Origin of the sequence: Vibrio sp. 10N.222.49.A3 (assembly GCF_041475145.1) — a bacterium.
GTDB lineage: Bacteria > Pseudomonadota > Gammaproteobacteria > Enterobacterales > Vibrionaceae > Vibrio > Vibrio tasmaniensis_A.
The window spans coordinates 66,229-89,098 of record NZ_JBFRVM010000085.1 but is presented as its reverse complement, the minus strand read 5'-3'; the positions used below and the strand labels follow the sequence as shown (position 1 = coordinate 89,098).

Genomic DNA, 22,870 nt, shown 5'->3' with positions numbered 1-22,870 from the left:
CAGCAACTCGCTGCAAAAACCAGCTCGAAAGATCAACACGCCCTAATTTCAACCCAAAAACTTTTTGTAATGACTGATGGCGTGATAAATAACGGTGTAATAGATGGATGCTCGTGTAATAACAACAGAAACTTTACCTCTAAGACTTGGGTTAACAATGTGGTCTCATTCCGAGTGGCAAAGTCAGTTCTATGGTAAAGGAACAAAACCCGCTGAGCGCTTAGAAAAATACACCCAAGTTTTTCATACCGTTGAAGGCAACACGACTTTCTATGCGACACCCAGTGTCTCAACGGTCAATAACTGGAAAGCCGCGAGTCACGATGATTTCAAGTTTACTTTTAAGCTGCCTAAGTTCATCACCCACCAGCAGCACTTAAAACATTGCCAAGCCGAACTCAAAGAATTTCTGCTCACCATGTCGCCCCTACATAGGCGCATTGGTCAGTGGACGATTCAATTGCCCCATAGCTTCGAACCCAGCATGCTTCCTGCCCTGCAAAAATTTTGTACCTTGTTTCCAAAAGACATGCAGCTCGGCGTTGAAGTTCGTCACCTTGGTTTCTTTGATAAAGGCGATGCCGAAAAACGTTTCAATCATTGGTTAATAGAAGAAGGGATCAATCGCATCATTATGGATAGCCGTCCTGTTTTCTCCGCACCACCAACCACAGAAGCGGTGATCGACGCGCATCAAAAGAAACCACGTGTTCCGGTTCATGCCATTGCGACGGCAAACAATCCGATGGTTCGCTTTATTGGTCATCCAGATCAGGAACACAATCTGGCTTTCTTTAAACCTTGGTTCGCGAAATTACCGACTTGGTTAGACGAAGGAAAACAACCTTATTTAATGATCCACACCCCAGACAATAATCACGCCCCTGAGTTGGCGATTGCTATCTATAAGCAATTACAGACGCAAGTTGCTGAACACACAAAGATAACCTTGCCTAATTTGGCGGAGTTTCCTGCTCAAAAAGGCGACCATCAAATCTCGATGTTTTGATAGTAAACAACTACTAACAAGCGTTCACTTTCATCAATCTCAGTTTTCGTGACAGCCGCGCTTTTTTTACGTAAAATACGTCCCCTTTTATTTGGTATGAATTTTGTGCCAATTACGCTGACTGTCGAGAGAAAATGCCATGAGCAACACAGACAATATCTTTTCCGCTCCTATTGATAAAATTGGAGACTTCACCTTTGATGCAAGGGTTGCTGAAGTATTTCCGGATATGATTCAACGCTCGGTGCCTGGCTATAGCAATATCATCTCTGCAATCGGCATGCTGGCTGAACGCTTTGTAAAGCCACATTCAAATATTTACGACCTTGGCTGCTCGCTTGGTGCTGCGACACTTTCTATGCGTCGTCACATTCAGCAAGAAGGCTGCACGATTTTCGCTATCGATAATTCAGAAGCCATGGTTGAACGCTGTAAGCTGCATGTAAACGCCTACCGCAGTGACACACCGGTAGAAGTGATTGAAGCCGACATCCGTGAAGTGGAAATCAAAGACGCCTCTGTTGTGGTGCTTAACTTTACACTGCAATTTCTGTCTCCTGACGACCGATACTCTCTGCTTGAAAAAATTCATGCAGGCTTACGCCCGGGCGGAATCTTAATCCTTTCTGAAAAGTACGTATTCGAAGACGAAAGCTCAAATGAACTGCTTATCGACCTGCACCATGATTTCAAACGTGCTAACGGATACAGCGAGCTAGAAGTCAGCCAGAAACGTAGCGCAATTGAAAACGTGATGCGTCCTGACTCGATTACAGTTCACAAGCAACGTTTTGAAAAGATTGGCTTCTCAAGTAGCGAAGTGTGGTTCCAATGCTTCAACTTCGGTTCAATGTTCGCGATTAAATAGCGCACATACCCAGTCAGCTCGTACTAAAACGTCATCCTCAAGAGCGAGGAACGAGCGAGTTGGGGATCTCTATCAAGTACGATAAACCGAGACTCCCTATCATGTTCGTCCCTCACTGTAGGGAATGACAAATTTAATTTCTATTTTAGGGTTTATTGACCCTATTAACTCAGTGAAAAACTATGTTTAATTTTGCCAATTTTTATCAACTCATTGCCCAAGACACTCGCCTTCAGCCGTGGCTTAATGTTCTTCCTCAACAGCTGACGGATTGGCAAAATGCAGAACACGGCGACTTCGACCGTTGGTTACGTGCACTGAATAAAATCCCGCAAGGTGTGCCTGATCAAGTTGATCTGAAAAACTCAGTGACGATTGGCAGCTCTACACCGTTCCACACGGGTGAACTTAAAAAGTTAGAAAGCTTACTGAAGACTTTCCACCCTTGGAGAAAAGGCCCTTACACAGTTCACGACATTCACATCGATACAGAATGGCGCAGTGACTGGAAATGGGATCGTGTGCTTCCACATATCTCTCCATTGAAAAACCGTTCGGTTCTCGATGTAGGTTGTGGCAACGGCTACCACATGTGGCGCATGCTAGGTGAAGGTGCTCGCTTAACGGTGGGTATCGACCCTTCTCACTTATTCTTGGTTCAGTTTGAAGCCATTCGTAAATTGATGGGCGACGACCAACGTGCTCACCTATTACCTCTAGGTATTGAGCAACTGCCAAAACTGGAAGCTTACGACACTGTATTCAGCATGGGCGTGCTTTACCACCGCCGTTCACCACTTGATCATTTGATTCAACTAAAAGACCAATTGGTATCTGGTGGCGAACTGGTACTTGAAACGTTAGTGATTGAAGGTGACGAAAACGCTGTTCTTGTGCCTGTAGATCGCTACGCGCAAATGAGAAACGTTTACTTCTTCCCATCTGCACGCGCACTGAAACGCTGGCTTGAACAGGTAGGCTTTGAAGACGTGCGTATCGTTGATGAAAATGTTACAACGATTGGCGAACAACGCACAACGGAGTGGATGACACACAACTCTCTACCGGATTACTTAGACCCTAATGATCCAAGTAAAACCGTAGAAGGTCACCCAGCACCAAGGCGTGCGATTCTAGTAGCGACAAAACCTTAAGCTCTGTTACACAAAACCATAAGCTCTGTCGTCATACAGCCACCGTTATTTATATGTGGGAATTTTGATAAAAAAGAGAACTAATTGTACAAAAGTTGCGCTCATGTTTAATAAGTGAGCGCCCTTAAGTGACAATAATTTTCGTAGCGCTCACATTGCGATTCAATATGACCAGACTCTTACAATAGGATGCTTCACGCATCCTTTTTTGTGGGATAAACTTCTAAATAGTCTGAACTATTCTCTAATTTCCAAAGGTTTTTATATGTTTAAGCGATTATCGCCTATCGTGGCGGTTGGTTTGCTCTCTGGTTGCACCCTCACGAGCGGTGCTACCTACCATCAAGAAACTCTCGACGCTATTTCCCGCTCAGAGACAAACATCGCAAACAAGGTTCAAAATCTTGAACTGCAGCTAAGTAATCAAAGTGATTATATTGAAAGCTTGGAAGACGAAATTACCACTCTTTCTAGTCAATTAGATGTTCACCTGACCAGTATGGAACACAGGGTCATTGAAGAGCTAAAAGAAGCCGAGCCTGTTGCCGTTGCAGCTGCACCTACCGCTCCTACATCACAGCCGACTATTCTAGGCGGTATTGAAAAAGTATCGATCGACTCTATCAAACAAAGCTTCGATGCTCGTGTTGATACTGGCGCAACCACCTCTTCTTTAAATGCCGTCGACATCAAAGAATTCGAACGCAACGGTAAAGATTGGGTTAAGTTCCATTTGGCAGATAAAGCACAAGCAAAAGAAGACCAAAAATGGATCGAAGCGCCCGTTGTACGTTATGTGAAAATCCGTCAATCGACGAATGATCAAACAGAACGTCGAGCTGTGATCGAATTATGGGTAAAAGTCGGAAAAATCCATGAAAAAGCGCAATTTACATTGGCGGATCGCTCTCAAATGAGTCACCCTGTATTACTAGGGCGCGAATTTATCAAAGACATAGCGCTAGTAGATGTAAGTAAAAAGTACGTACAAACGGAAGTTAAATAACAATAGTAGGGTAAGCTATGACGTCAAGAATTCCATTTTATATTTCTATATTCCTGCTCATCGTGGCAGGTATAACTCTGAGTATGTTCAGACATACAACCTACGGTGTACCCTGGACTCCAGGCGAAACTAATCAGGTTTGGGACATTGAAGCTCGTATCGAATTCAATGCAGTGGGCAAAGAAGCAAAAGTTTCACTAGCCGCACCTCACACACAGTCTAACTTTACACTTATCGGCGAGTCAGCTTCATCACCAGGCTATGGCATTTCGTACTTGAATACAGATTCAGGTCGCCGTGCTGAGTGGTCAATTCGTCACGCAGATGGTCCGCAGACTATCTACTACAAGACACAGTTCTTAGTCGATAGCCAAGCGAACGTTACCTCAACACCTCCAGAAGGTGATGTGGCTCAACCAAGCTTTGATGGTCCTGAAGAAGCCGCGGCCCTTGCTTTGATTGACAGAGCAACCAAGCGCTCAGCAGACAACATCACCTTTACTCGTGAGTTAATCAAAACGCTTAACGATCCAGACAGCCAAAACTCAGCGCTGATTCTGAATAACATGACCAAAGTGGAAGCGACACACAAGCTACTTTCTGCCGCTAAAATCCACAACAAAGTCGTCGGTGTTATTGAACTGGAAGACGGACGTCGTCGCCAATCAATCCAACACATGAACCAAATTTGGGATAATAACCAGTGGGTTCTATTCTCTCCTGAATCTAGCGAGCAGCAAGTTCAACCAAACCTGCTAATTTGGGATGAATCAAATGTATCTCTATTAGACGTGGTTGGCGGTCAGAACAGTAAAGTTCACTTCTCTATGATTGCTCAGGAAGTTACTCCAACTGAAGCAACCAACAGTAAAGTATCAGCGGATCAACTGTTAAACCTTTCCATTCATAGTCTGCCGCTAGAAGAGCAAGCGATGTTTAAAACCATCATGCTGATTCCTATCGGTGCTCTGATTGTTGTGTTCCTACGTGTCATCATAGGTCTTAAGACTTCTGGTACGTTCATGCCCGTTCTGATTGCCGTGGCATTCGTTCAAACACAGTTGGTTACCGGTATTGTTGGCTTCCTACTGATTGTAGGTACCGGTCTTGTAATTCGAAGTTACTTATCCAAACTCAACCTATTGCTCGTGGCCAGAATATCCGCTGTAATTATTACAGTAATTATGATTATTTCGATATTTACTGTAGTCGCATTTAAAATCGGACTTACAGAAGGCCTATCAATTACGTTCTTCCCAATGATTATCTTGTCTTGGACTATCGAACGTATGTCTATCCTTTGGGAAGAAGAAGGCGCGAAAGAAGTTGTACTTCAAGGTGGTGGCTCTCTATTTACCGCGGTGCTTGTTTACTTAGGTATGACTAACCCGTTCATTCAGCACTTAACGTTTAACTTTATTGGTTTACAGCTTGTTATTCTAGCGACCATCTTGTTACTAGGTAACTACACAGGCTACCGTCTAACCGAGCTTCGTCGCTTTAAACCGCTAGCGGAGGACTAAGTTATGTTTGATCAATTTACTTCACCGTTTAAGTTGAAAGACAAAGGCATAATGGGAATGAACAAGCGTAACCATAGTTATATTGGCCGCTACAATGATCGTTCCAAGTACCCACTCGTTGATGACAAGCTTAAGACTAAAATCATTGCTGAACAGGCTGGCGCCACCGTGCCAAAGCTTATTGGCGTTATTAGTCACCAAGCTGAAGTAAAAACAATCCACAAGATGGTTAAAGAGTGGCCGGGTTTTGTAATCAAGCCCGCTCAAGGCAGTGGTGGTAAAGGCATCCTTGTTGTGATCTCTCATAAAGATGGCGTTTACACCAAACCATCGGGTTCTACTATCAATGAAGAAGATGTAGAGCGCCATATCAGTAACGCGCTCGCGGGCCTTTTCTCACTGGGTGGCAAGAACGATGTGGCCGTAGTTGAAAACCTCATCAAGTTTGATGAGTGTTTTGAAGGCTTCAGCTACGAAGGTGTGCCAGACGTACGAATCATCGTATTCAAAGGCTACCCTGTGATGGCGATGATGCGTCTGTCCACTTCAGATTCAGATGGTAAAGCTAACTTGCACCAAGGTGCTGTTGGTGTGGGTATAGACATTGCGACAGGTAAAGCGGTTCGAGCGGTTCAGTTCGACCAGCCTGTTACACACCATCCAGATACGGGTAAAGAACTCGCGTTATTACAAGTTCCTCACTGGGAAAAGCTGTTAACTCTAGCATCAAGTGCTTGGGAAATGACGGGCTTAGGCTATATGGGTACTGACATGGTATTAGACCAAGAAGAAGGCCCTATGGTACTAGAACTTAATGCTCGACCTGGTTTAGCTATCCAAATCGCGAACGGCGCGGGGCTACTTCCTAGACTGCATCATATTGAAAACCTTGGCACGCCTGCTGAATATCCAAAACCTGCGGAGCGTGTTGCTTACGCTGCAAAACAGTTCGGTCACAACTAGTCAAAATTTTGTCACTTAAATTTTAGGCCAAAATTTGGGGTGTTTGGGGTTATCTCCCCTTGCATCCCAATCCTTTCTATACGCTTACTTCAGCAACATATTCACACCAAAAATAGATTAAAAGGTACTTATTTGTGCTAATTCCGCCTAGGAAGTAGAAAAATACGCACCATCAAAATCAATTAAAACCCATCAAATTTGTGTAGATACCCTATTCACTGTAAATCCCACGCATAAGTATTCACACTGCTTGTTTGTAACGACGTTCCCTTACAAAACGACCAACAAATAAATTGTAACCCTATGTTAGCATACGGATAATTTAGTCAATAAAATAAGCAACAACTGTTAAGGAAATGCTCTGATGACCGTCAAAAATAAGATTATGCTAACAATTAGCGGCCTAATCTGTTTAACGATTTTAGTTATATCTACGATAGGATATTTCGAATTTAAGTCTGCCACCACGGATGACTACCGTCATAACTTGTCTACGAAATCGTTTCTTGTAGCCAAAGCTGTCGAAGGGAAAATGGAAGCGTATTTCGGCGCTTTGGAAAGCATTTCAACCAGTATCCATACTGATAGATCCGGTAACATCATGATCAACCCGATGCTGTTGAAAATGATGACGAACAGTAAAGAATCTCTTGGTGTTCTTAATATTTACATCGGTCTTCCTGATGGCAAAACTTACGACGTTAAAAATCAAGGTATCATTCCTAACTTTAATGCTAAGCAAAAACAACGCGAATGGTTCAACCTTGGGTTTTCAGGTGCAAAACGATCAGTAACTAACCCTTACCTAGCAACAACAGGGCATTTAACCATGTCGGTTGTTATTCCTTTTAAAGCCAGAGGCGAAACGAAAGCTGTTATTGGCCTTAGTCTTAAAATGAGTGATATTACAGACTATATAAACGAGCTATCTGAAGTGCCAAACTTATTTGTCTCTCGCCAAGATGGTTTCCTTGTTGCCGCTAGCTATGAAGATTTTATTGGTAAAAATATCTACGATCTTCGACCATCATACCGTGAACACGGTAGTAAGATGACCAGTGAGCACTCTTACAATGTTCCAGATAAAGGCGACTTTTATGTCGTTTCGTCTCAAATTGAGTCATTAGGTTGGAATACCTGAGCTTGGGCAAGTTGGGACGACATTGAGGCGCCTTCAAACGCGATGGTGAAAATAAATACTGTAGTTGGTCTAATTTTCGCGGTTATGGCAACCGGAATAACATTCTTATTAGTCACCCGATTAATGTATCGTCCTATTGGCGGAGAGCCACAATACATCGAAGCTCTTGTTAGTCGAATTTCGGCAGGAGACCTGACCAACATCCCTAAATTAAATGGCGATGAAACGGGGATCTACCGTTCAACTCTTGAAATGGCAGGTAACCTCCAAGGCATTATTGGCAATATTGAGCAGTCTTCAAACTCTCTCTCATCACAATCTTCATCTCTTGAGACCTCGTCAAATCAGTTAAGTACCTCATCAGAAGAGCAAATGATGCAGCTAGAGCAAGTTGCAACCGCGATGAATCAGATGACCGCGACTGTTGCGGAAGTGGCTCAAAATGCGATGCAGGCATCATCATCATCCAATGAGGCAAGCCTTTCATCTCAGTCAGGTCTTGAGACTGTGGGTGACATGAACCAGCAAATCAGCTTACTTGTAACGAATATTGAGCAGGTTCAAGATTCGATTCTTGGTGTTGAAAAAGAAACTCAAAATGTAGGTAGCATACTTGATGTTATCCGAGGTATTGCTGAGCAAACAAACTTGCTGGCATTAAACGCAGCAATTGAAGCAGCTCGAGCGGGTGAGCAAGGTCGCGGCTTCGCCGTCGTGGCTGACGAGGTGCGTAACCTCGCTAACAAGACACAAGAAAGCACGAACGAAATACAAACCATGATTTCATCACTTCAAACTCAAGCAAAACAATCTGTTGAGCTTATGGTTGAAAATGCGGAAACAGCTAAAGTAACTCGTGAAAAGTCAGATCAAGCGAGTCAAATGCTGAATACTATTCAGCATGAGATTGGGACAATTCAAGACATGAACAACCAGATTGCAGCGGCAGCGGAAGAACAATCGCAAGTAGCCGTTGAAATCAACGAAAATGTAGTGAATGTAAATGATTTGGCGCGAGCGACTGTCGATGACGTCCAGCAAAATGTTCAAACAGCGCAAAATGTTAATAATGTTTCGGACGAACTGCATCAAACGATAAAGATGTTTAAGATCTAATCTTAGATAAGCTAAACGTACCGACAACCTATACGTTAAAGCCTAAGTATCAAAATCTTCGGCTTAAAAAAAGATAACGTAATTAAAACCGCCTTCTCTTCTGAGAAGGCGGTTTTTTATATGGTAATAAGTTCAGGCTGAGTCATGCCAATCACAGTCAGTCATTATAAATAGCTCAGGAATACCACCCTCACCCTCACCCTCACCCTCACCCTCACCAAAAGAATACGAGACCCGTGAAGCTGCCAAACAAAAAAAGCCCCGAAGTGTATACTTCGAGGCTATTAATTTACGGTAGATAGATTACGCTTCTAAGGGGTTTCGATAAGCTCTTGAACAGGAGATACCGGTTTGTTTTGAGCAAAACCACGCAGACCAACAACGTGTACGTGTTCGTGGTCTTTGAAGACCTTACGTACCAGTTTGTAGGTTGTACCTTTCTCTGGGCTAATGTTCTCTGGCGCAGCAATCAGAAGTTGCATACCTAAACGGTCACACAGTTCAAACAGCGTAGAGATCGACTTAGAATCCAGACGAGCGGCTTCATCAAGGAACAACAAACGACATGGAACGATGTCTTTACTACGAAGTCGACGAGATTCCTCTTCCCAGCTCTGAATAACCATCAATAGGATTGACTGACCCGTACCGATCGCCTCACCCGTAGACAATGCACCCGATTCCGCTTGTAACCAACCGTCTGAACCACGGTTAACTTCAACACTCAGCTCTAGGTAGTTACGGTAATCCAGTAACTCTTCACCAAGAACTTGCGGAGAACGTTGACCCATATCGATATGTGGATTGACACGTTGGAACAACTTCGCCATCGCTTCAGAGAAGGTAAAGCGCGTTGATTCAAACAAATCTTTGTGTTGATCTTGTTGAGTCGCTAGCCCTGATAGCAAGATCTCGTGGCTTTCACGGATCTTAACGTTCAGACGCACGCCCTTAACCTGACCAAAGTAGATATTCGACAGACCTTGGTTGAGCATACGAATACGGTTCTGCTCGCGCTGAATCGTTTTCTTTATGATACTTGCTACCGACTCAGAGCTGATCGCTAAGCGGTTTTCACGCTGCGTCAGTTCTTCTGTTAGTCGAGCTAGCTCTACTTCCATCTCTTCGATTGCTTCAACCGGATCATCGGTATGAATGATGTCTTGGCGAATGCGCTCTCGAAGGTGTTGGTAAACCGCAATGTAAAACAGAACCTTACGCTCTGGATGTGCGTTGTCTTCAGAGAGACGCAGCGAATCACGCAGGTCGTCATTGTCGGCTACAGCCAGACGTAGCGCACCCAGTGATTTATCCGACATAGAGCGAAGTTCGCCCGCCGTTAAATAAGCCAGTTCACGTTTGTGCAGACGACGTTCAACGTCATTCTCACGAGCTAAACGCAGTACTGAACACCAGCCGGCTTTTGCTGCAACAACGAAGGTACGAAGCTCTGTGTACTCTTTCTGAACTTTCTTAAGACGCTTAGCCAGCGCTTTCATCTCAAGTTCAGTTGAGGTAATCGTGCGTTCGTATTCACTCTTACGGCTACGAGAAGTATGCAAACGCTCTTGAAGCTCGTCACGACGACGAACCGCGCGCTCTTCAGCACCTTCATCAGCGTTAACACCGAACTCTTGTAGCTCTTGCTTGAACTCTTGAACCGTCTCTTGCTTCGCTTGGTGCGAGCTCTTCAATGCTGCCAATACTTGGTTGTACTGGTTCATCTGTTCGCGAGCTTGCTTCAAGCCATCGCGGCCTTTAGCTCGTGCTTGTTCTGCTTGAACCAACTTCGCTTTCAGTTGTTCGCTCAGTTCGCTGCTCTTGTTAAGCAGGTCAACAGAATCTGCGTAAGCAAAGTAGTGACGACGTTCGATTAAGTCAGAAAGAGCAAACACTTTACCTTTTAGAGTTTGTAACGCGCTGTCCGCCTGACGATACTCGGCTTCCAAAGCTTCGAATTGCTCTGGGTCAGCATCGAGTGCAGAAACGATTTGCTCCAATGAAGTAAGCGCTTTGCCATGAGTGTTCAAGTAAGACTTAGCTTCGCTTAAACGCTCTAGTTGTGCTTCTAATTCAGCGAGACGCTCAGCTAATGTTTCGTCTTCAAGAATACGAACCATTGGTGCCAATTTGTCCAGTGCACCAAGTGCTTGCTTACTTTGTAGAAGCTGACTGCGTTGTTGTTGCTCTTTAGAGTCAAGCTCAGCCAGAGAACGAACAATTTGATTACGCTTATCACGAATAGCAGCCAGTGCTTGTTCTGGATCTGCGTTAAACGCAACGTGCAGATGCTTCGCAACAAAGCTGTTAAATGCTTGGTATAGGCGATTCAGTTTCTGAGAGTCAAACGCAGCTTTGGCATGGTTTTCTACCACAACGTCACGCTCTTCACGCAATTTCTCTAGGCGTTGCTCACGAGCCGCACGGCCAAACAATGGAATCTCAGGGAAGCGCGAGTAACGCATTTGGCGATCGTTCAGCTGAACACACACCGCACCTTCAAGCTCATCGGCATTGAACGAGCTGTCATCAAACGCGTCTACATCGCCTTCTAGGATGTAAAGATCTTCTGGACAATCATCAAGATCCACCAGCTTCTCTTTAATGCCATCAAGGTCCGAAACCACAATTGCGTGACGAGCCGGGCCGTACATCGCACTGAAGTACGGTGCATCGCCAATCGTGATGTCATCGTAGATCTCAGAAAGCAGCACGCCACCAAGCGTATCCGCCAGACCTTTCAGGCGAGGATCGTTAGAGCCACCCGGAGAAGCTAAACGCTCTATCTCTTGTTCAAGTTCAGAACGGCGCGTCGCCAATTGATCTTTCGCTACCGCTTGAGATTTTTCGTCTTCAAGCACTTGCTGCATTTGAGTCATTACTGCTTGGCTATCTTCTAGCTCAGCTTCTGTTTGATCTCTTAGGGCTTCAAGTGCGTCGTTCGCCGTGATCCACGCTGGAGCAATAGACTCAAGTTTTTGAATCTCTTGGTCGTGGTTTTGTTGCACACGACGTTGCTCACTCTTCGCTTCACGCAGCTCTTCTTGAGCGTACTCAAGAGAATCGATCTGCATTGCATGGCGTTCACGTTCTTCATCGAAAACCGCTTCGTCAGTCAGTGAGATGTTGTGTTGCTTTTGGTATTCAGTCGCAAGCTCTTTTGCTTGACGCTGCTGCGCCACATCACGAGCCATGTCGCGGTGCTGAGCACGCCATTGCTGTTCGTTTTCAACAACGTGTTTTGCGTTACGGCCTTTTTCTAACGCTTGCTTAGCACTGTTAGACGCTTCTTTACGCTCAACGTCACCAACGATGCTTTTAACAAGAGACAGTGCTTTGTCGAACTGTGCAGACGCAGCTGAGGACATGTCTAGCTTATGTTTAGTAGACAGTAGCGTTTGAGTGCTTGATTCTTCTTGTGCTTTTAGTTCAGAAACCAGAGTTAATGCGCTTTCTGCCGTAATAGACTCATCACCAAGTAGCTGTTTAGTTTTCTCTAATGCTTGAACCGCTTGCTGGTATTGAAGCGCACGAGTCTGCTGAACATCCAACGCTTGTTGGTAGTCAGCAAGCTGAGTTTTCAGGCTATCCACTTCTTCTTCAGTTATGGTTGCCTGTTCTTCAGCAAGAAGTACTCGCTCTTGAGCTTCTTCAACCACCATCATCTGCTCTTCTAGGCGCTCATTAAGCTCTTCTAGATCTTCGCTGTAACGAGCAATTTTCTCTTGCTGACGAAGTGCTGTTTGAACCAATTGAAGATGATCCGAAGCCGCTTGGTAATCTTGCTCTAGCGCTGACTCTTGATCCACCAGCAGTTCGAGCTCTTCTTGAACGCGGTTCAACAAGTTGTTTTGATCAAGCAAGGTTTCGCGAGAACCAAACAGTTCACCACGGAACTTCATGGTTTGATCAAGCTTATTACGGCGATCATTCGCATGGCGCATGTAGTCAGCTGCCACGTAGTTCGTAGATTCAGTGATCAAGTGCTTGAACAGGTCACGATCCGACTGAGTCGTTTTGATCGCTTCTAGCGTCATGCGGTTTTCACGCAGTGCTGATTCCATATCTTGGAATGCTTTCTTCACACCGCCATTTTGCGGCAGAAGGTAATCACGCAGAGAACGTGTAATCGCACTTGAGATACCGCCGTAAAGTGATGCTTCAATCAAACGGTAGAACTTAGAACGGTCACTGCTATTACGCAGTTTCTTAGGAACAACACCGTACTCAAACATCTGTGAGTGGTAATCAACAATAGAAGAGAAAGCTTTAAAGTGCGCCCCTTCATATTGTGCTACCGCTGCTTTCACGTCGTTCAGTTGACACACACGAGCGTGGCTGTCTGAAACGTTCTGAATCAATACATCCGTTGGCTTCACATGGCTTGGAAGGCCTTGGATTACAAACGGTTTGATGTCGACCTTCTTATCACGACCCGCAACTTGCTGCAGTTTTACTGCAAACAATAGGCGTTGATTACGAGAGTTCACAACATCTAGCGCGGCATAACATGCACCCGGCTGAAGCTTACCGTAAAGGCCTTTATCGCGTGATGACTGTGAGCTACCCGCTTCCGTTGTGTTACGGAAATGCAGAAGGCTTTGGTCAGGAATAAGTGCAGTGATGAATGCCGCCATTGTGGTCGACTTACCCGCACCGTTACCGCCAGAAAGCGTTGTAACCAATCCATCGATATCAAAAGTACGTGCAAAGAAACCGTTCCAGTTGATCATGGTTAATGATTGATACTTACCTCTTTCAATCATGCTTCACCTTCTACTTTTGTTTGTTCGCCATCGCTTGACTCAAGGTCAAAGCCGGCTTGATCGTTAAAAATATCTTGTTGACCGTTTTCGTCTACGTCTAAATCTATTTCTGATACGGCTTCTGCTTGTTCTTCATTCAACAAGCTACCTTGGTTAGGCTCTTGAGTATGAACAACAGCTTCACCATCACGAATAAGTCGTAATTGCGCTTCTTTCATATCATCGCCAACACGAACATCCGCACCAAAACGGAACACCGCTTCGCTGATACGGAATTTACCTGTTTCACCAATCACGATCAGCATGCCGATACGACGTAAACGGCGTAAAGAAGTACGTACTTTTTCAAACAGCTTTTCTTTGTCTAAGTCAGAACCAGACGCACGGTTGGTTGCTAGCTTCATGAGTTTTTTCTCATCCGCTAACGACATCAGTTCATCAAACAACTCTTGATTGGTGAAGATGCCTTCATGAGCCAAACGCTCTGGGCTTAGGTATAAGAAACACAATACTTTGCCAACCAGCATGTCGAGCTCAGACAACACACTACGACCAATTAAAGACGTAGAACGCGGGCGCAGATAGAAGAAACCTTCAGGCGCTTTTACCAGTTCCGTATTGTAGCGTTGATAAAAATGCTGAAGCTCAACTTCAAAATCAGAAAGCAACGCATGGTTATCGAGGTCTTCTGTTGAAACATGCTTGCCTGAACGCAACATGCTATCTAGCGCAGGAAACAATGGGTTCGCTATCGCTTTTACCAGTTTCTCTGGCATGTAATCATCAGTACTTGTTAATGACATTTGCTTGTACCTTTGCACCGAAATCGTTGATTGCCTGCCAATCTGGCTGAATAGCCTGATAGTCAGACTCTGAGTAACCTAAGCGAACGGCTTGGTCGACAACAATTCTGGCTAAATCAAAATGGTGTGTGCGAGGGTGCGCTGCGAGGTAATCACGCAGCACAAGGCCAAGATCAATTGGCGCACCTTGCTGTTTGTGAGCTTTCAACATATCTCCGATTCGTTCTGAAAGTAGATCGTTCACTTGCTCAAATTCTTCGTATTCTACGTCGATTGGGGCTTGCCCCATCACTTCGTCATCACGGAGCACAAGTGCTTCATCGCGAAGATCCGTGAGTTTTTCTGCGTCTGCGTAGGTCAATAACCAAGGCGCATCAAAGTAGTCAGTGACTGACTGACGCAAGCGTTGGCTAAAGGCACGGTTTTTATCCATATCGATCGCGGTACGGATAAATTTATGCACGTGGCGATCGTAGCCAATCCACAAATCAATCGCTTGTTGGCCCCAACTGGTGATTCGGTCTAGCTTCATTTGCAAACCAAATAGGGTTTCGCCAACGAACTCGAGCTCATCCTCACCATAAACAATTTCTTGAATATCAAGAATCTGGGTTTGCAGTTCATCACCCGCCGCTTGCAAGGTGTCTTGCAACTCTTTTAGCGTGGCTGAGGTTTCTGATAGCAAAGACTCACAGTTGTTGATTGCTTCTCGCCAATCTTTATTTAACAGATCCGCAATTTGCTGCTTGACGGTTTGTTGCTGTTCATCCATAACCCGCTGGTTGAGATCGATCTGATCAAAAATTTCGCCAACAGAATACTTGAGCACGCCGTACACATTCCTTCTCCAATGTCCCGGAGTTCCACCTTTCTGGGCGGCTTCAATGGCTTTTGCCATCTCATCGGCAACCATAGAAAGCTGGAGAGACAGTTTTAATTTAGAAAACTGGCGGTGACGTAAGTAATAATCTGAGATACCAATCGCCAATGGCGATAAGCGATAAATGCTTGCACCATCTGTGATTTCGCTGGTAAAGCGGCTGATCAACTTCTGTTTAACCAACTCATTGATAGCGTTGTTGGCACGAAACGCAGACGCTTCGCCAGTATCTTCAAACAGTCGAGTGACAATAGTGAATGCATCGTGCAGTTCACCCTCGCCCAACTCTTCATCGAACCTTTCATTGCTTAATACGGCGATAGCAATCAAAAATGCTAAGCGCTCTGGTGGCAAGTTTAATGAAAAATCATGCTGCTTGACCCAGCCCACCAACTCATCAATTGGCTGCTCTTCGGCAGTTTGAGTCATTTCACTCATTGTGGTTCCTGTTACTGTTGTTCGTCATATCGAACGTATTAGATATGACGCCTATTTCTTTATGACGCGGCTTCTTACGATGGCATAGCGCATGTTGTGGCTTCTTTTACCACATTCACCGCTGTTATTGCGCAGGTTTTTGAGCCCAAACGTGAATATAACGGCCTAGCGACAGATATGGTTCTTGGCGACATAGCTGTTTCTCTAGTTCCAACACATCTTCAAATTGGTAATCACCCATGTACTCCATATTACCTATGTAGTCACTGAAAGAGCGAATGCCTGATTTACCACAGATATCTAGACCAGCGTCTTCTATCCATTGATAAACCTCTTCAGGCTTCAAGCCTTTTTGTGGTTGCAGCTTAAACCTTTTTCGATGTGGCATCCCATTCAATACATGAGGAATGTTGCCACAAATCACATTTTTCAGGACTAAACCATAGTGGTTGTAAAACATTATCGAGGCAATACCACCGGGTTTTACTTGTTCCAACAATAAATCAAGTGCCTGTTTGGGGTCTGCTAGCCATTCCATTACGGCATGAAACATCACAAAATCGACTTTCTCTTCGAGATGCTCTGCCACTTTTTGTACCGGAGAATGAATAAATCGATATTGCTCGAGCAAACCCGCTTCGCTGATACTTTCTTCTGCGAGCTTCAACATTTCAGAGGAGAGGTCGCACAGAGAAACGTTGTGGCCTAGTGTCGCAATTTTTTGTGACATCTGTGCAAGTCCACCGCCTGCATCAAGGACATGCAGCGGCGAAGCGGATTGATCAAACTTGCTCAAAGCTTGTTCTAAATCTTCCCATACGATGCACTGACGGATCTCTCCTTTGTCAGAGCCGTATATGTTTTTTGCAAATTTGTGGGCAATATCGTCGAAATTACGGTCTTCAGTCACGGCTACTTGAGTTATTATGTCCTATCGTGCCTGCTATTCTGTCACAGGAATTTCAGGAATAAAGAGGCGATGTCTCTTTTTATTACTAAGTGATGTTTTTTCGGACTATTCGGATATGTTTGAGCTGAAAAAAGTAGTGTCTTCGTTACTGATGCCACTGCCAGCAATGTTAATTCTCGCTTTTCTGGGTTTAGCCCTAGTGATGTTTACTGCAAAAAGGAAGACAGGTTGCCTAATTACCCTTTCAGCCCTCTGTGGTATTTTCCTAATCGCTTTCCAGCCTGTTTCTAGTCAACTTTTAATGCCAATGGAAAGGCAACACACCGCTTTTTTACCTATCGATGATACCGTCGATTACATTATGGTTCTTGGAAGTGGTCACGTTGTTGATGACCAAATCCCACCAACATCAGAACTTAGCCGCACCGGTCTGATGCGCTTAAGTGAAGGGATTCGTATCTTACGTCTTTACCCTGGAGCTAAACTCATTTTGTCTGGTTATGGCGCAGGCACTGAGGTGAGCAACGCCAAAATGATGGCTAAAGTAGCGCTAGCACTCGGCGTGGCAAAACCCGATATCATTCTGCTTGAAACTGCGAAAGATACGTGGGAAGAAGCTCGCCAAGCCGCTGCATTCGTTAAGAATAAGAAAATGGTGCTCGTGACATCAGCTAGCCATATGACTCGCGCACTTAATGAATTCAATGCCGCGGGCATGAAACCATTACCAGCTCCAACCAACTACCTTGCACAAGAAGGGATTGTTGAACCATGGAATAAGTATATGCCTAAGGCTATCTATCTCGAGCAGACTGAGCGCTATTGGCATGAGACGATGGGATTAGTTTGGCAAAGCTTGCGAGATTGGCTAGACACAAGTAATGACCCTGTCGAGAGCAGTACTCCGACGGTAAACAATTAAAAAGTTCAGTAACAAAAAAAACCGAGGCATCATTGATGTCTCGGTTTTTTACGTTCAAGTATCGTTACTGAAATCAGCTTTCCACGGGAAATTAGTCACCAGCAAACATGTAACCTTCACCGTGAACCGTCACAAAAATTTGTGGATTCTTAGGGTCAAACTCCATTTTTGCACGCATACGACGGATTAACACGTCGATAGTGCGGTCATTCGGCGCGTCTACTCGATGGCTGATCATATTCAAAATACGTTCACGGCTTAACACTTGGTTAGGGTAAGAAGAGAGTGCAACCAATAGTTCATATTCAGCTTTGGTCAATTTCACCGGCTCGCTGTTCTTGCTTAGCGCACGGCGAGGTATATCAAACGTCCATTCACCAAAACGAACCACAGATTCGTCTTCTGTTTGTTCTACCGCAACCGCTGCAGTTTTACGAGCAGCCGAAATACGCCACAAGAGGTTTTTAACTCGAACCAACAACTCGCGAAGTTCGAAGGGTTTAGTAACGTAATCGTCTGCGCCCATTTCAAGGCCAACGATCTTGTCAATGCTATCCGTGCGTCCAGTAACTAAAATTATTCCAATGTCTGATTGACTGCGTAATTCGCGAGTTAGCATCAATCCATCTTCGCCTGGCAAGTTGATGTCTAACATAATGAGGTCAACGTTATTTTCTTCTAACATTTTTCTCATTTGAGCCCCGCTTTCAGCTTCGCTCACTGTGTAACCTTCATTCTGGAAATATCCAACCAGTTTACTTCGGGTTACCACATCATCTTCTACGACTAATACGTGATAGCTCATCTACACCACTTTTCTTATTTAATAGTTTCAGTGACCATTCTATTCATAACTCGTAACAATTCTAGTACTACAGAAGATAAAAGCCAGAAACATGATTTTTTTTTGATACAAGACAATCTTAAACCTTGCTATTTGTCGCCCATCGCAATTCAATATAGGCATTACTACTAACGAGTAACTTTGCGTTTCGCAAATAACCTTGTTATTCAGCCTTGGTGTGCCTATACATAAATCACTCGACGATGCTAGGTATACACACACCACAAGACTAAATCAGGATCTAAGAAATGAAAGATACGAAAGCATTCAACGAACAACGAGCAGAAATATACTGGTGGCTATCAAGCTTGTTCGCTAAAGAGCTCACTCAAGAAGAACTCGATCACTACCACTCTCACTCTGTTGAAATTCGTTCTTTCCTAACTGGTTTAGGTGAAAATGAAACACTAAAGCCGGCGATTGATAGCTTAGTGGATGCGCTCAACCGTCTACAAACACGTGAAGATGCTCAATTAGAATTGTCTGCTGACTTCTGTGACTTATTCTTAAAGACTGATAAACATGGCGCACTTCCTTACGCTTCTATGTATATCGGCCAGACTGGCCTATTGAACGATAAGCCAGCAAAAGATATGGAAGAGATCATGGCTAAACACAACTTAGTGGTGAACCAAGACCTAAAAGAACCAGCTGACCATATCGCTATCGAACTCGATTTTCTAGGTAACCTAATCATTCGTTCAAACGAAACTGAGCTTGAAGAAGAACTAGAGAAATCCTTCATTGTTCAACAGCAATTTATCGAGCAACAACTTCTTACTTGGGTACCAAAGTTCAACGTTAAATGTCATGACATTGACACATTCGGTTTCTACGCATCAGTCTCATCCCTGCTATTGGCATTCTGTAAATTAGACACTCAATACCTAGCTGGCGAATAAGCTTTTTTTGACGACTCGATAAATAAATTCAATAGAATTGTGACCATTCACCCGGATTTCTGGGTGAATTTTATTGCGAGTAATTTCTAGTCAGTCTAAAATTGTGACCGCAAACGATAAAATATGAAACATTCACGAAATGCTACACTTATTGAAGTTCAGAGCATTTCGGTGTTAAGACAAGCCGCTCAATAGCGGTTTTTTGTTTTTTAGCACTTTAGTACCCAAAGAGCCCTACAAATTTAAGCTCTTAGTTAGGTAGCTTAACGGCTACTTCATTCCGTACTTTGGGAAAGTAGCTTCTAATAGGATAAAAACATGGCCACTATAAAAGATGTCGCACGCTTAGCCGGCGTATCAACAACAACCGTTTCTCACGTAATCAACAAAACTCGCTTTGTTGCTGAAGCGACTCAAGAAAAAGTAAACAAAGCCGTAGACGAACTGAACTATGCGCCAAGTGCCGTTGCTCGTAGTTTGAAGTGCAATACAACACGCACCATCGGTATGCTAGTGACTCAATCAACTAACCTATTTTTCTCTGAAGTTATCGATGGTGTTGAGAGCTACTGCTACCGTCAAGGTTACACTTTGATCTTGTGCAATACGGGCGGTATCTACGAAAAGCAACGTGACTACATTCGAATGCTTGCAGAGAAACGTGTAGATGGCATCTTAGTTATGTGTTCTGACCTGACTGAAGAACTAAGAGAGATGTTAGACCGTCACGCAGACATCCCTAAAGTTATCATGGACTGGGGCCCTGAAAGCTCTCAGGCTGATAAGATCATCGATAACTCTGAAGAAGGTGGCTACCTAGCAACCAAATACCTCATTGAGCGCGGTCACTCCAAGATTGCATGTTTAAGTGGCCACTTAGACAAAGCAGCGTGTGTTGAACGCATCTCAGGTTACAAGCGCGCACTCAATGAAGCGAAGATTACTGCCGATGAAAATATGATCATCGAAGGCAACTTTGAATGTGACACAGCTGTGATTGCTGCTGACCAAATCATTGAGATGGAAGAGCGCCCAACCGCAGTATTCTGTTTTAACGACACGATGGCATTAGGACTGATGAGCCGATTACAAGAAAAAGGTATTCGTATTCCTGAAGATATCTCAGTGATCGGTTACGACAACATAGAATTGGCTGAATACTTCTCTCCACCGTTAACGACGGTTCACCAACCTAAGCGCCGTGTTGGTAAAAATGCATTCGAAATACTACTAGAGCGTATAAAAGACAAAGACCACGAGAAACGCGTCTTCGAAATGCACCCTGAAATTGTTGAGCGAAGTACAGTTAAAACGTTAAATTAATTGATGTAATGAGTTTAGTTTAATCAAGCGCACCTTTAGGTGCGTTTTTTTCCTCAACAAACAAAGTGCACTTGCATGCATAATTCAAAGATCATTAATTGAAGCAACATCACATTTTGAAATAAGAAGTGTGAGCCTAATTCAACAAAAACTTTATTCTAATAACCCAGTCACGCACAGGGCAAACCACTTGAAAAAGTGGGACGCAAAGCTTCCGGCCTAAACCACTCGTTGGTATGGTAGCGGGGTTACCGATGGCAAAATGCAGTAACTACTAATACTTTAGTAATTTACAGCCTATTGACAATTTAATTGCAACATTTTGCTAATCTCTCGGACCTGCTTATTTGGTGGCGTAGTTCAAATACACCGAGATAAATAACATGGATAAACCGATACTAAAGGACTCAATGAAATTATTTGAGCCCCTAGGAAAAATTAAGTCACGCTCAATGTTTGGTGGATTCGGGCTTTTTGCTGATGACACTATGTTTGCCCTGGTTGTGAATGACCAGTTGCATATACGAGCTGACAAATGCACAACGCAACAATTCGAACAACAAGGATTTCAACCGTACGTCTACAAAAAACGTGGTTTTCCTGTCGTTACTAAATATTTCGCTTTACCTGAAGGCTTATGGCAAGACCAAGAGAAAATCTTGCAGCTTGCGACTACGTCTCTAGGTTTTGCTAAAGAAGAGAAAGCTGAACAATCTTCTGCTAAACCAACTCGACTCAAAGATCTGCCTAACCTTCGACTCGCCACCGAGCGGATGTTGAAAAAGGCAGGGATCGATTCTGTAGAACGTTTATATGAATCTGGCTCTGTAAACGCATTTAACGCCATCAAAGAATCGCACGCGTCTTCTGTCAGTATTGAACTGTTATGGGCCCTAGAAGGCGCGATCAATGGTACACATTGGTCTGTTATACCGCAGCAACGTCGTGAAGAGCTTATCAATCACGTCAATTAACATTGTCAGTGCAAACTATCTAGATAACTAAGCCGCATTTTTGCGGCTTTTTTTATATCTGGTGAAAGTTATTCTATGCTTTGCCTGTCTATCTATACTAGTGGTATACATTTAAAAACTAATGGTATGCATTGAAAATTTAGAGGAAGTATCAATGAGTAAAAAAATGATATTGGGTATTGTGTTGGTCATAACCATCGTCTTGTTAGGCGTCAATTTCGGCCAGTACTTGACGCTTGAAAATGCAAAAGCCCAGCAAGCTGTTTTGAATGACTACATCGAGAGCAATTTCATTGCCGCTGCCGCTATCTACTTTGTCGCGTATGTCATGATTACGGCTTTCTCAATTCCTGGCGCTGCCGTTGTTACGCTGTTAGGCGCTGCGCTGTTTGGGTTTTGGAACAGTTTACTGCTGGTGTCTTTCGCGAGCGCTATTGGTGCAACCCTCGCCTTCTTAAGTAGTCGTTACTTGTTACGTGACTGGATCCAAACCAAGTTTGGCGACAAGTTAGCCACCATCAATAAGGGCGTTGAAAAAGACGGTGCATTTTACTTATTCTCGCTACGTCTAATTCCTGTTTTCCCGTTTTTCCTTATCAATCTATTGATGGGTCTAACACCGATGTCGGTGAGTCGTTACTATATTACTAGCCAAATCGGTATGTTGCCGGGTACCGCCGTTTTCTTGAATGCCGGAACTCAACTCGCAGAAATTGATTCACTTTCGGGCATCGTGTCTCCCTCAGTACTGTTGTCATTTGCCTTACTGGGTGTATTCCCAATTATTGCTAAATGGTTAATGAACAAATTTCGCTCAGCACCTGTCGCTGAGTAACGTATATAGCTAAATAACTAAGTAACTAAGTAACTAAGTAGCTAAGTAGCTAAATAGCTAAATAGCTAAATAGCTAAATAACGCATGCAGCCAAATAAGGTTCTATTTCAATGAAAATCTTCAGTGCATCGAATCCGACAGAAGCTCATATCATCTGTGGATTGTTAGAAAGTGAGAATATTGCGTGTGAAGTCCGTGGTGAGGGTTTGTTTGGTTTAAAAGGTGAAATCCCATTTACCGAAGGTACAGACCCTTACGTATGGTTACATGAGCCAGAACTCGCTAGTAAAGCCCGCACGATCGTCAATGACTACCAAAAACAGCAAGATTCGATCATCTATGAAGAGTGGCGTTGTGGTGAGTGTCATGAAATCAATGAAGCACAATTCGGGTCTTGTTGGCAGTGCGGCGCTGCTTCGCCTGAATAGCAAAGTTTCAGTTATTACAGACACGATTCGGTCAAATACCTCCTCCAAATAAAAACGGGAAGCTA

Annotated in this window: 17 protein-coding genes, 1 pseudogene and 1 riboswitch; of the genes and pseudogenes, 13 read left to right on the top strand and 5 right to left on the bottom strand. The window is 44.0% G+C overall.

The window, feature by feature from the left end; translation table 11 throughout:
* Positions 1-103: 103 nt before the first annotated feature.
* The 7 genes and pseudogenes from AB4589_RS16120 to AB4589_RS16090 all read left to right on the top strand — a co-directional run bounded on the left by AB4589_RS16120 (position 104) and on the right by AB4589_RS16090 (position 8,780).
* Positions 104-1,009, top strand: a complete 906-nt coding sequence (locus tag AB4589_RS16120) for a DUF72 domain-containing protein (protein WP_269334912.1) — start codon at positions 104-106, stop codon at positions 1,007-1,009.
* 139 nt (positions 1,010-1,148) lie between these two features.
* On the top strand, positions 1,149-1,877 hold the full coding sequence (cmoA, locus tag AB4589_RS16115; protein WP_122046862.1) for a carboxy-S-adenosyl-L-methionine synthase CmoA: 729 nt from the start codon (positions 1,149-1,151) through the stop codon (positions 1,875-1,877).
* 182 nt (positions 1,878-2,059) lie between these two features.
* On the top strand, positions 2,060-3,031 hold the full coding sequence (gene cmoB / locus AB4589_RS16110) for a tRNA 5-methoxyuridine(34)/uridine 5-oxyacetic acid(34) synthase CmoB (protein ID WP_009846365.1): 972 nt from the start codon (positions 2,060-2,062) through the stop codon (positions 3,029-3,031).
* Between the two features lie 265 nt (positions 3,032-3,296).
* The gene (locus AB4589_RS16105) at positions 3,297-4,037 is read left to right on the top strand and encodes an ATP-dependent zinc protease (protein ID WP_009846364.1); all 741 of its coding nucleotides are present in this window, start codon (positions 3,297-3,299) and stop codon (positions 4,035-4,037) included.
* A 17-nt stretch (positions 4,038-4,054) separates the two neighbouring features.
* Entirely contained in the window at positions 4,055-5,560 is a 1,506-nt protein-coding gene (locus tag AB4589_RS16100; RefSeq protein WP_009846363.1) for an inactive transglutaminase family protein, read from the top strand.
* A 3-nt stretch (positions 5,561-5,563) separates the two neighbouring features.
* Positions 5,564-6,523 (top strand): alpha-L-glutamate ligase-like protein, encoded by a 960-nt coding sequence (locus tag AB4589_RS16095; protein WP_012603623.1) that lies wholly within the window; start codon positions 5,564-5,566, stop codon positions 6,521-6,523.
* 364 nt (positions 6,524-6,887) lie between these two features.
* Positions 6,888-8,780: pseudogene (locus tag AB4589_RS16090) on the top strand (methyl-accepting chemotaxis protein).
* Positions 8,781-9,091: 311 nt separating this feature from the next.
* Here AB4589_RS16090 and mukB read toward each other — a convergent pair.
* The 4 genes from mukB to cmoM form a co-directional block, all read right to left on the bottom strand.
* Positions 9,092-13,546, bottom strand: a complete 4,455-nt coding sequence (gene mukB, locus AB4589_RS16085) for a chromosome partition protein MukB (RefSeq protein ID WP_371710091.1) — start codon at positions 13,544-13,546, stop codon at positions 9,092-9,094.
* The gene (gene mukE, locus AB4589_RS16080; RefSeq protein WP_012603620.1) at positions 13,543-14,349 is read right to left on the bottom strand and encodes a chromosome partition protein MukE; all 807 of its coding nucleotides are present in this window, start codon (positions 14,347-14,349) and stop codon (positions 13,543-13,545) included. Before mukE ends, mukB begins: the two co-directional genes overlap by 4 nt.
* On the bottom strand, positions 14,330-15,667 hold the full coding sequence (gene mukF, locus AB4589_RS16075) for a chromosome partition protein MukF (protein ID WP_372101111.1): 1,338 nt from the start codon (positions 15,665-15,667) through the stop codon (positions 14,330-14,332). Before mukF ends, mukE begins: the two co-directional genes overlap by 20 nt.
* A 124-nt stretch (positions 15,668-15,791) precedes the next feature.
* Entirely contained in the window at positions 15,792-16,577 is a 786-nt protein-coding gene (gene cmoM, locus AB4589_RS16070; protein ID WP_372101109.1) for a tRNA uridine 5-oxyacetic acid(34) methyltransferase CmoM, read from the bottom strand.
* Positions 16,578-16,692: 115 nt separating this feature from the next.
* On the opposite strand from cmoM, the gene elyC reads away from it, so the two are divergent.
* Complete coding sequence (elyC, locus tag AB4589_RS16065; RefSeq protein ID WP_009846356.1) at positions 16,693-17,499, top strand: envelope biogenesis factor ElyC; 807 nt, start codon at positions 16,693-16,695, stop codon at positions 17,497-17,499.
* A 91-nt stretch (positions 17,500-17,590) separates the two neighbouring features.
* Here elyC and torR read toward each other — a convergent pair whose 3' ends face one another.
* Positions 17,591-18,304: a two-component system response regulator TorR gene (torR, locus tag AB4589_RS16060; RefSeq protein WP_009846355.1), complete on the bottom strand. Its 714-nt coding sequence runs from the start codon at positions 18,302-18,304 to the stop codon at positions 17,591-17,593.
* Between the two features lie 287 nt (positions 18,305-18,591).
* On the opposite strand from torR, the gene torD reads away from it, so the two are divergent.
* The 5 genes from torD (at position 18,592) to AB4589_RS16035 (ending at position 22,805) form a co-directional block, all read left to right on the top strand.
* Positions 18,592-19,245: a molecular chaperone TorD gene (torD, locus tag AB4589_RS16055; RefSeq protein ID WP_372101107.1), complete on the top strand. Its 654-nt coding sequence runs from the start codon at positions 18,592-18,594 to the stop codon at positions 19,243-19,245.
* A 318-nt stretch (positions 19,246-19,563) separates the two neighbouring features.
* Positions 19,564-20,568, top strand: coding sequence for an HTH-type transcriptional repressor PurR (gene purR, locus AB4589_RS16050; protein ID WP_012603614.1), 1,005 nt, complete (start codon positions 19,564-19,566; stop codon positions 20,566-20,568).
* 170 nt (positions 20,569-20,738) lie between these two features.
* A riboswitch (cyclic di-GMP riboswitch) is annotated at positions 20,739-20,824 on the top strand.
* A 127-nt stretch (positions 20,825-20,951) separates the two neighbouring features.
* Entirely contained in the window at positions 20,952-21,542 is a 591-nt protein-coding gene (locus AB4589_RS16045; RefSeq protein WP_009846352.1) for a TfoX/Sxy family DNA transformation protein, read from the top strand.
* 154 nt (positions 21,543-21,696) lie between these two features.
* Entirely contained in the window at positions 21,697-22,377 is a 681-nt protein-coding gene (locus AB4589_RS16040) for a TVP38/TMEM64 family protein (protein ID WP_009846351.1), read from the top strand.
* A gap of 110 nt (positions 22,378-22,487) precedes the next feature.
* The gene (locus AB4589_RS16035) at positions 22,488-22,805 is read left to right on the top strand and encodes a DUF2007 domain-containing protein (protein ID WP_372101105.1); all 318 of its coding nucleotides are present in this window, start codon (positions 22,488-22,490) and stop codon (positions 22,803-22,805) included.
* The last annotated feature ends 65 nt before the right edge of the window (positions 22,806-22,870 follow it).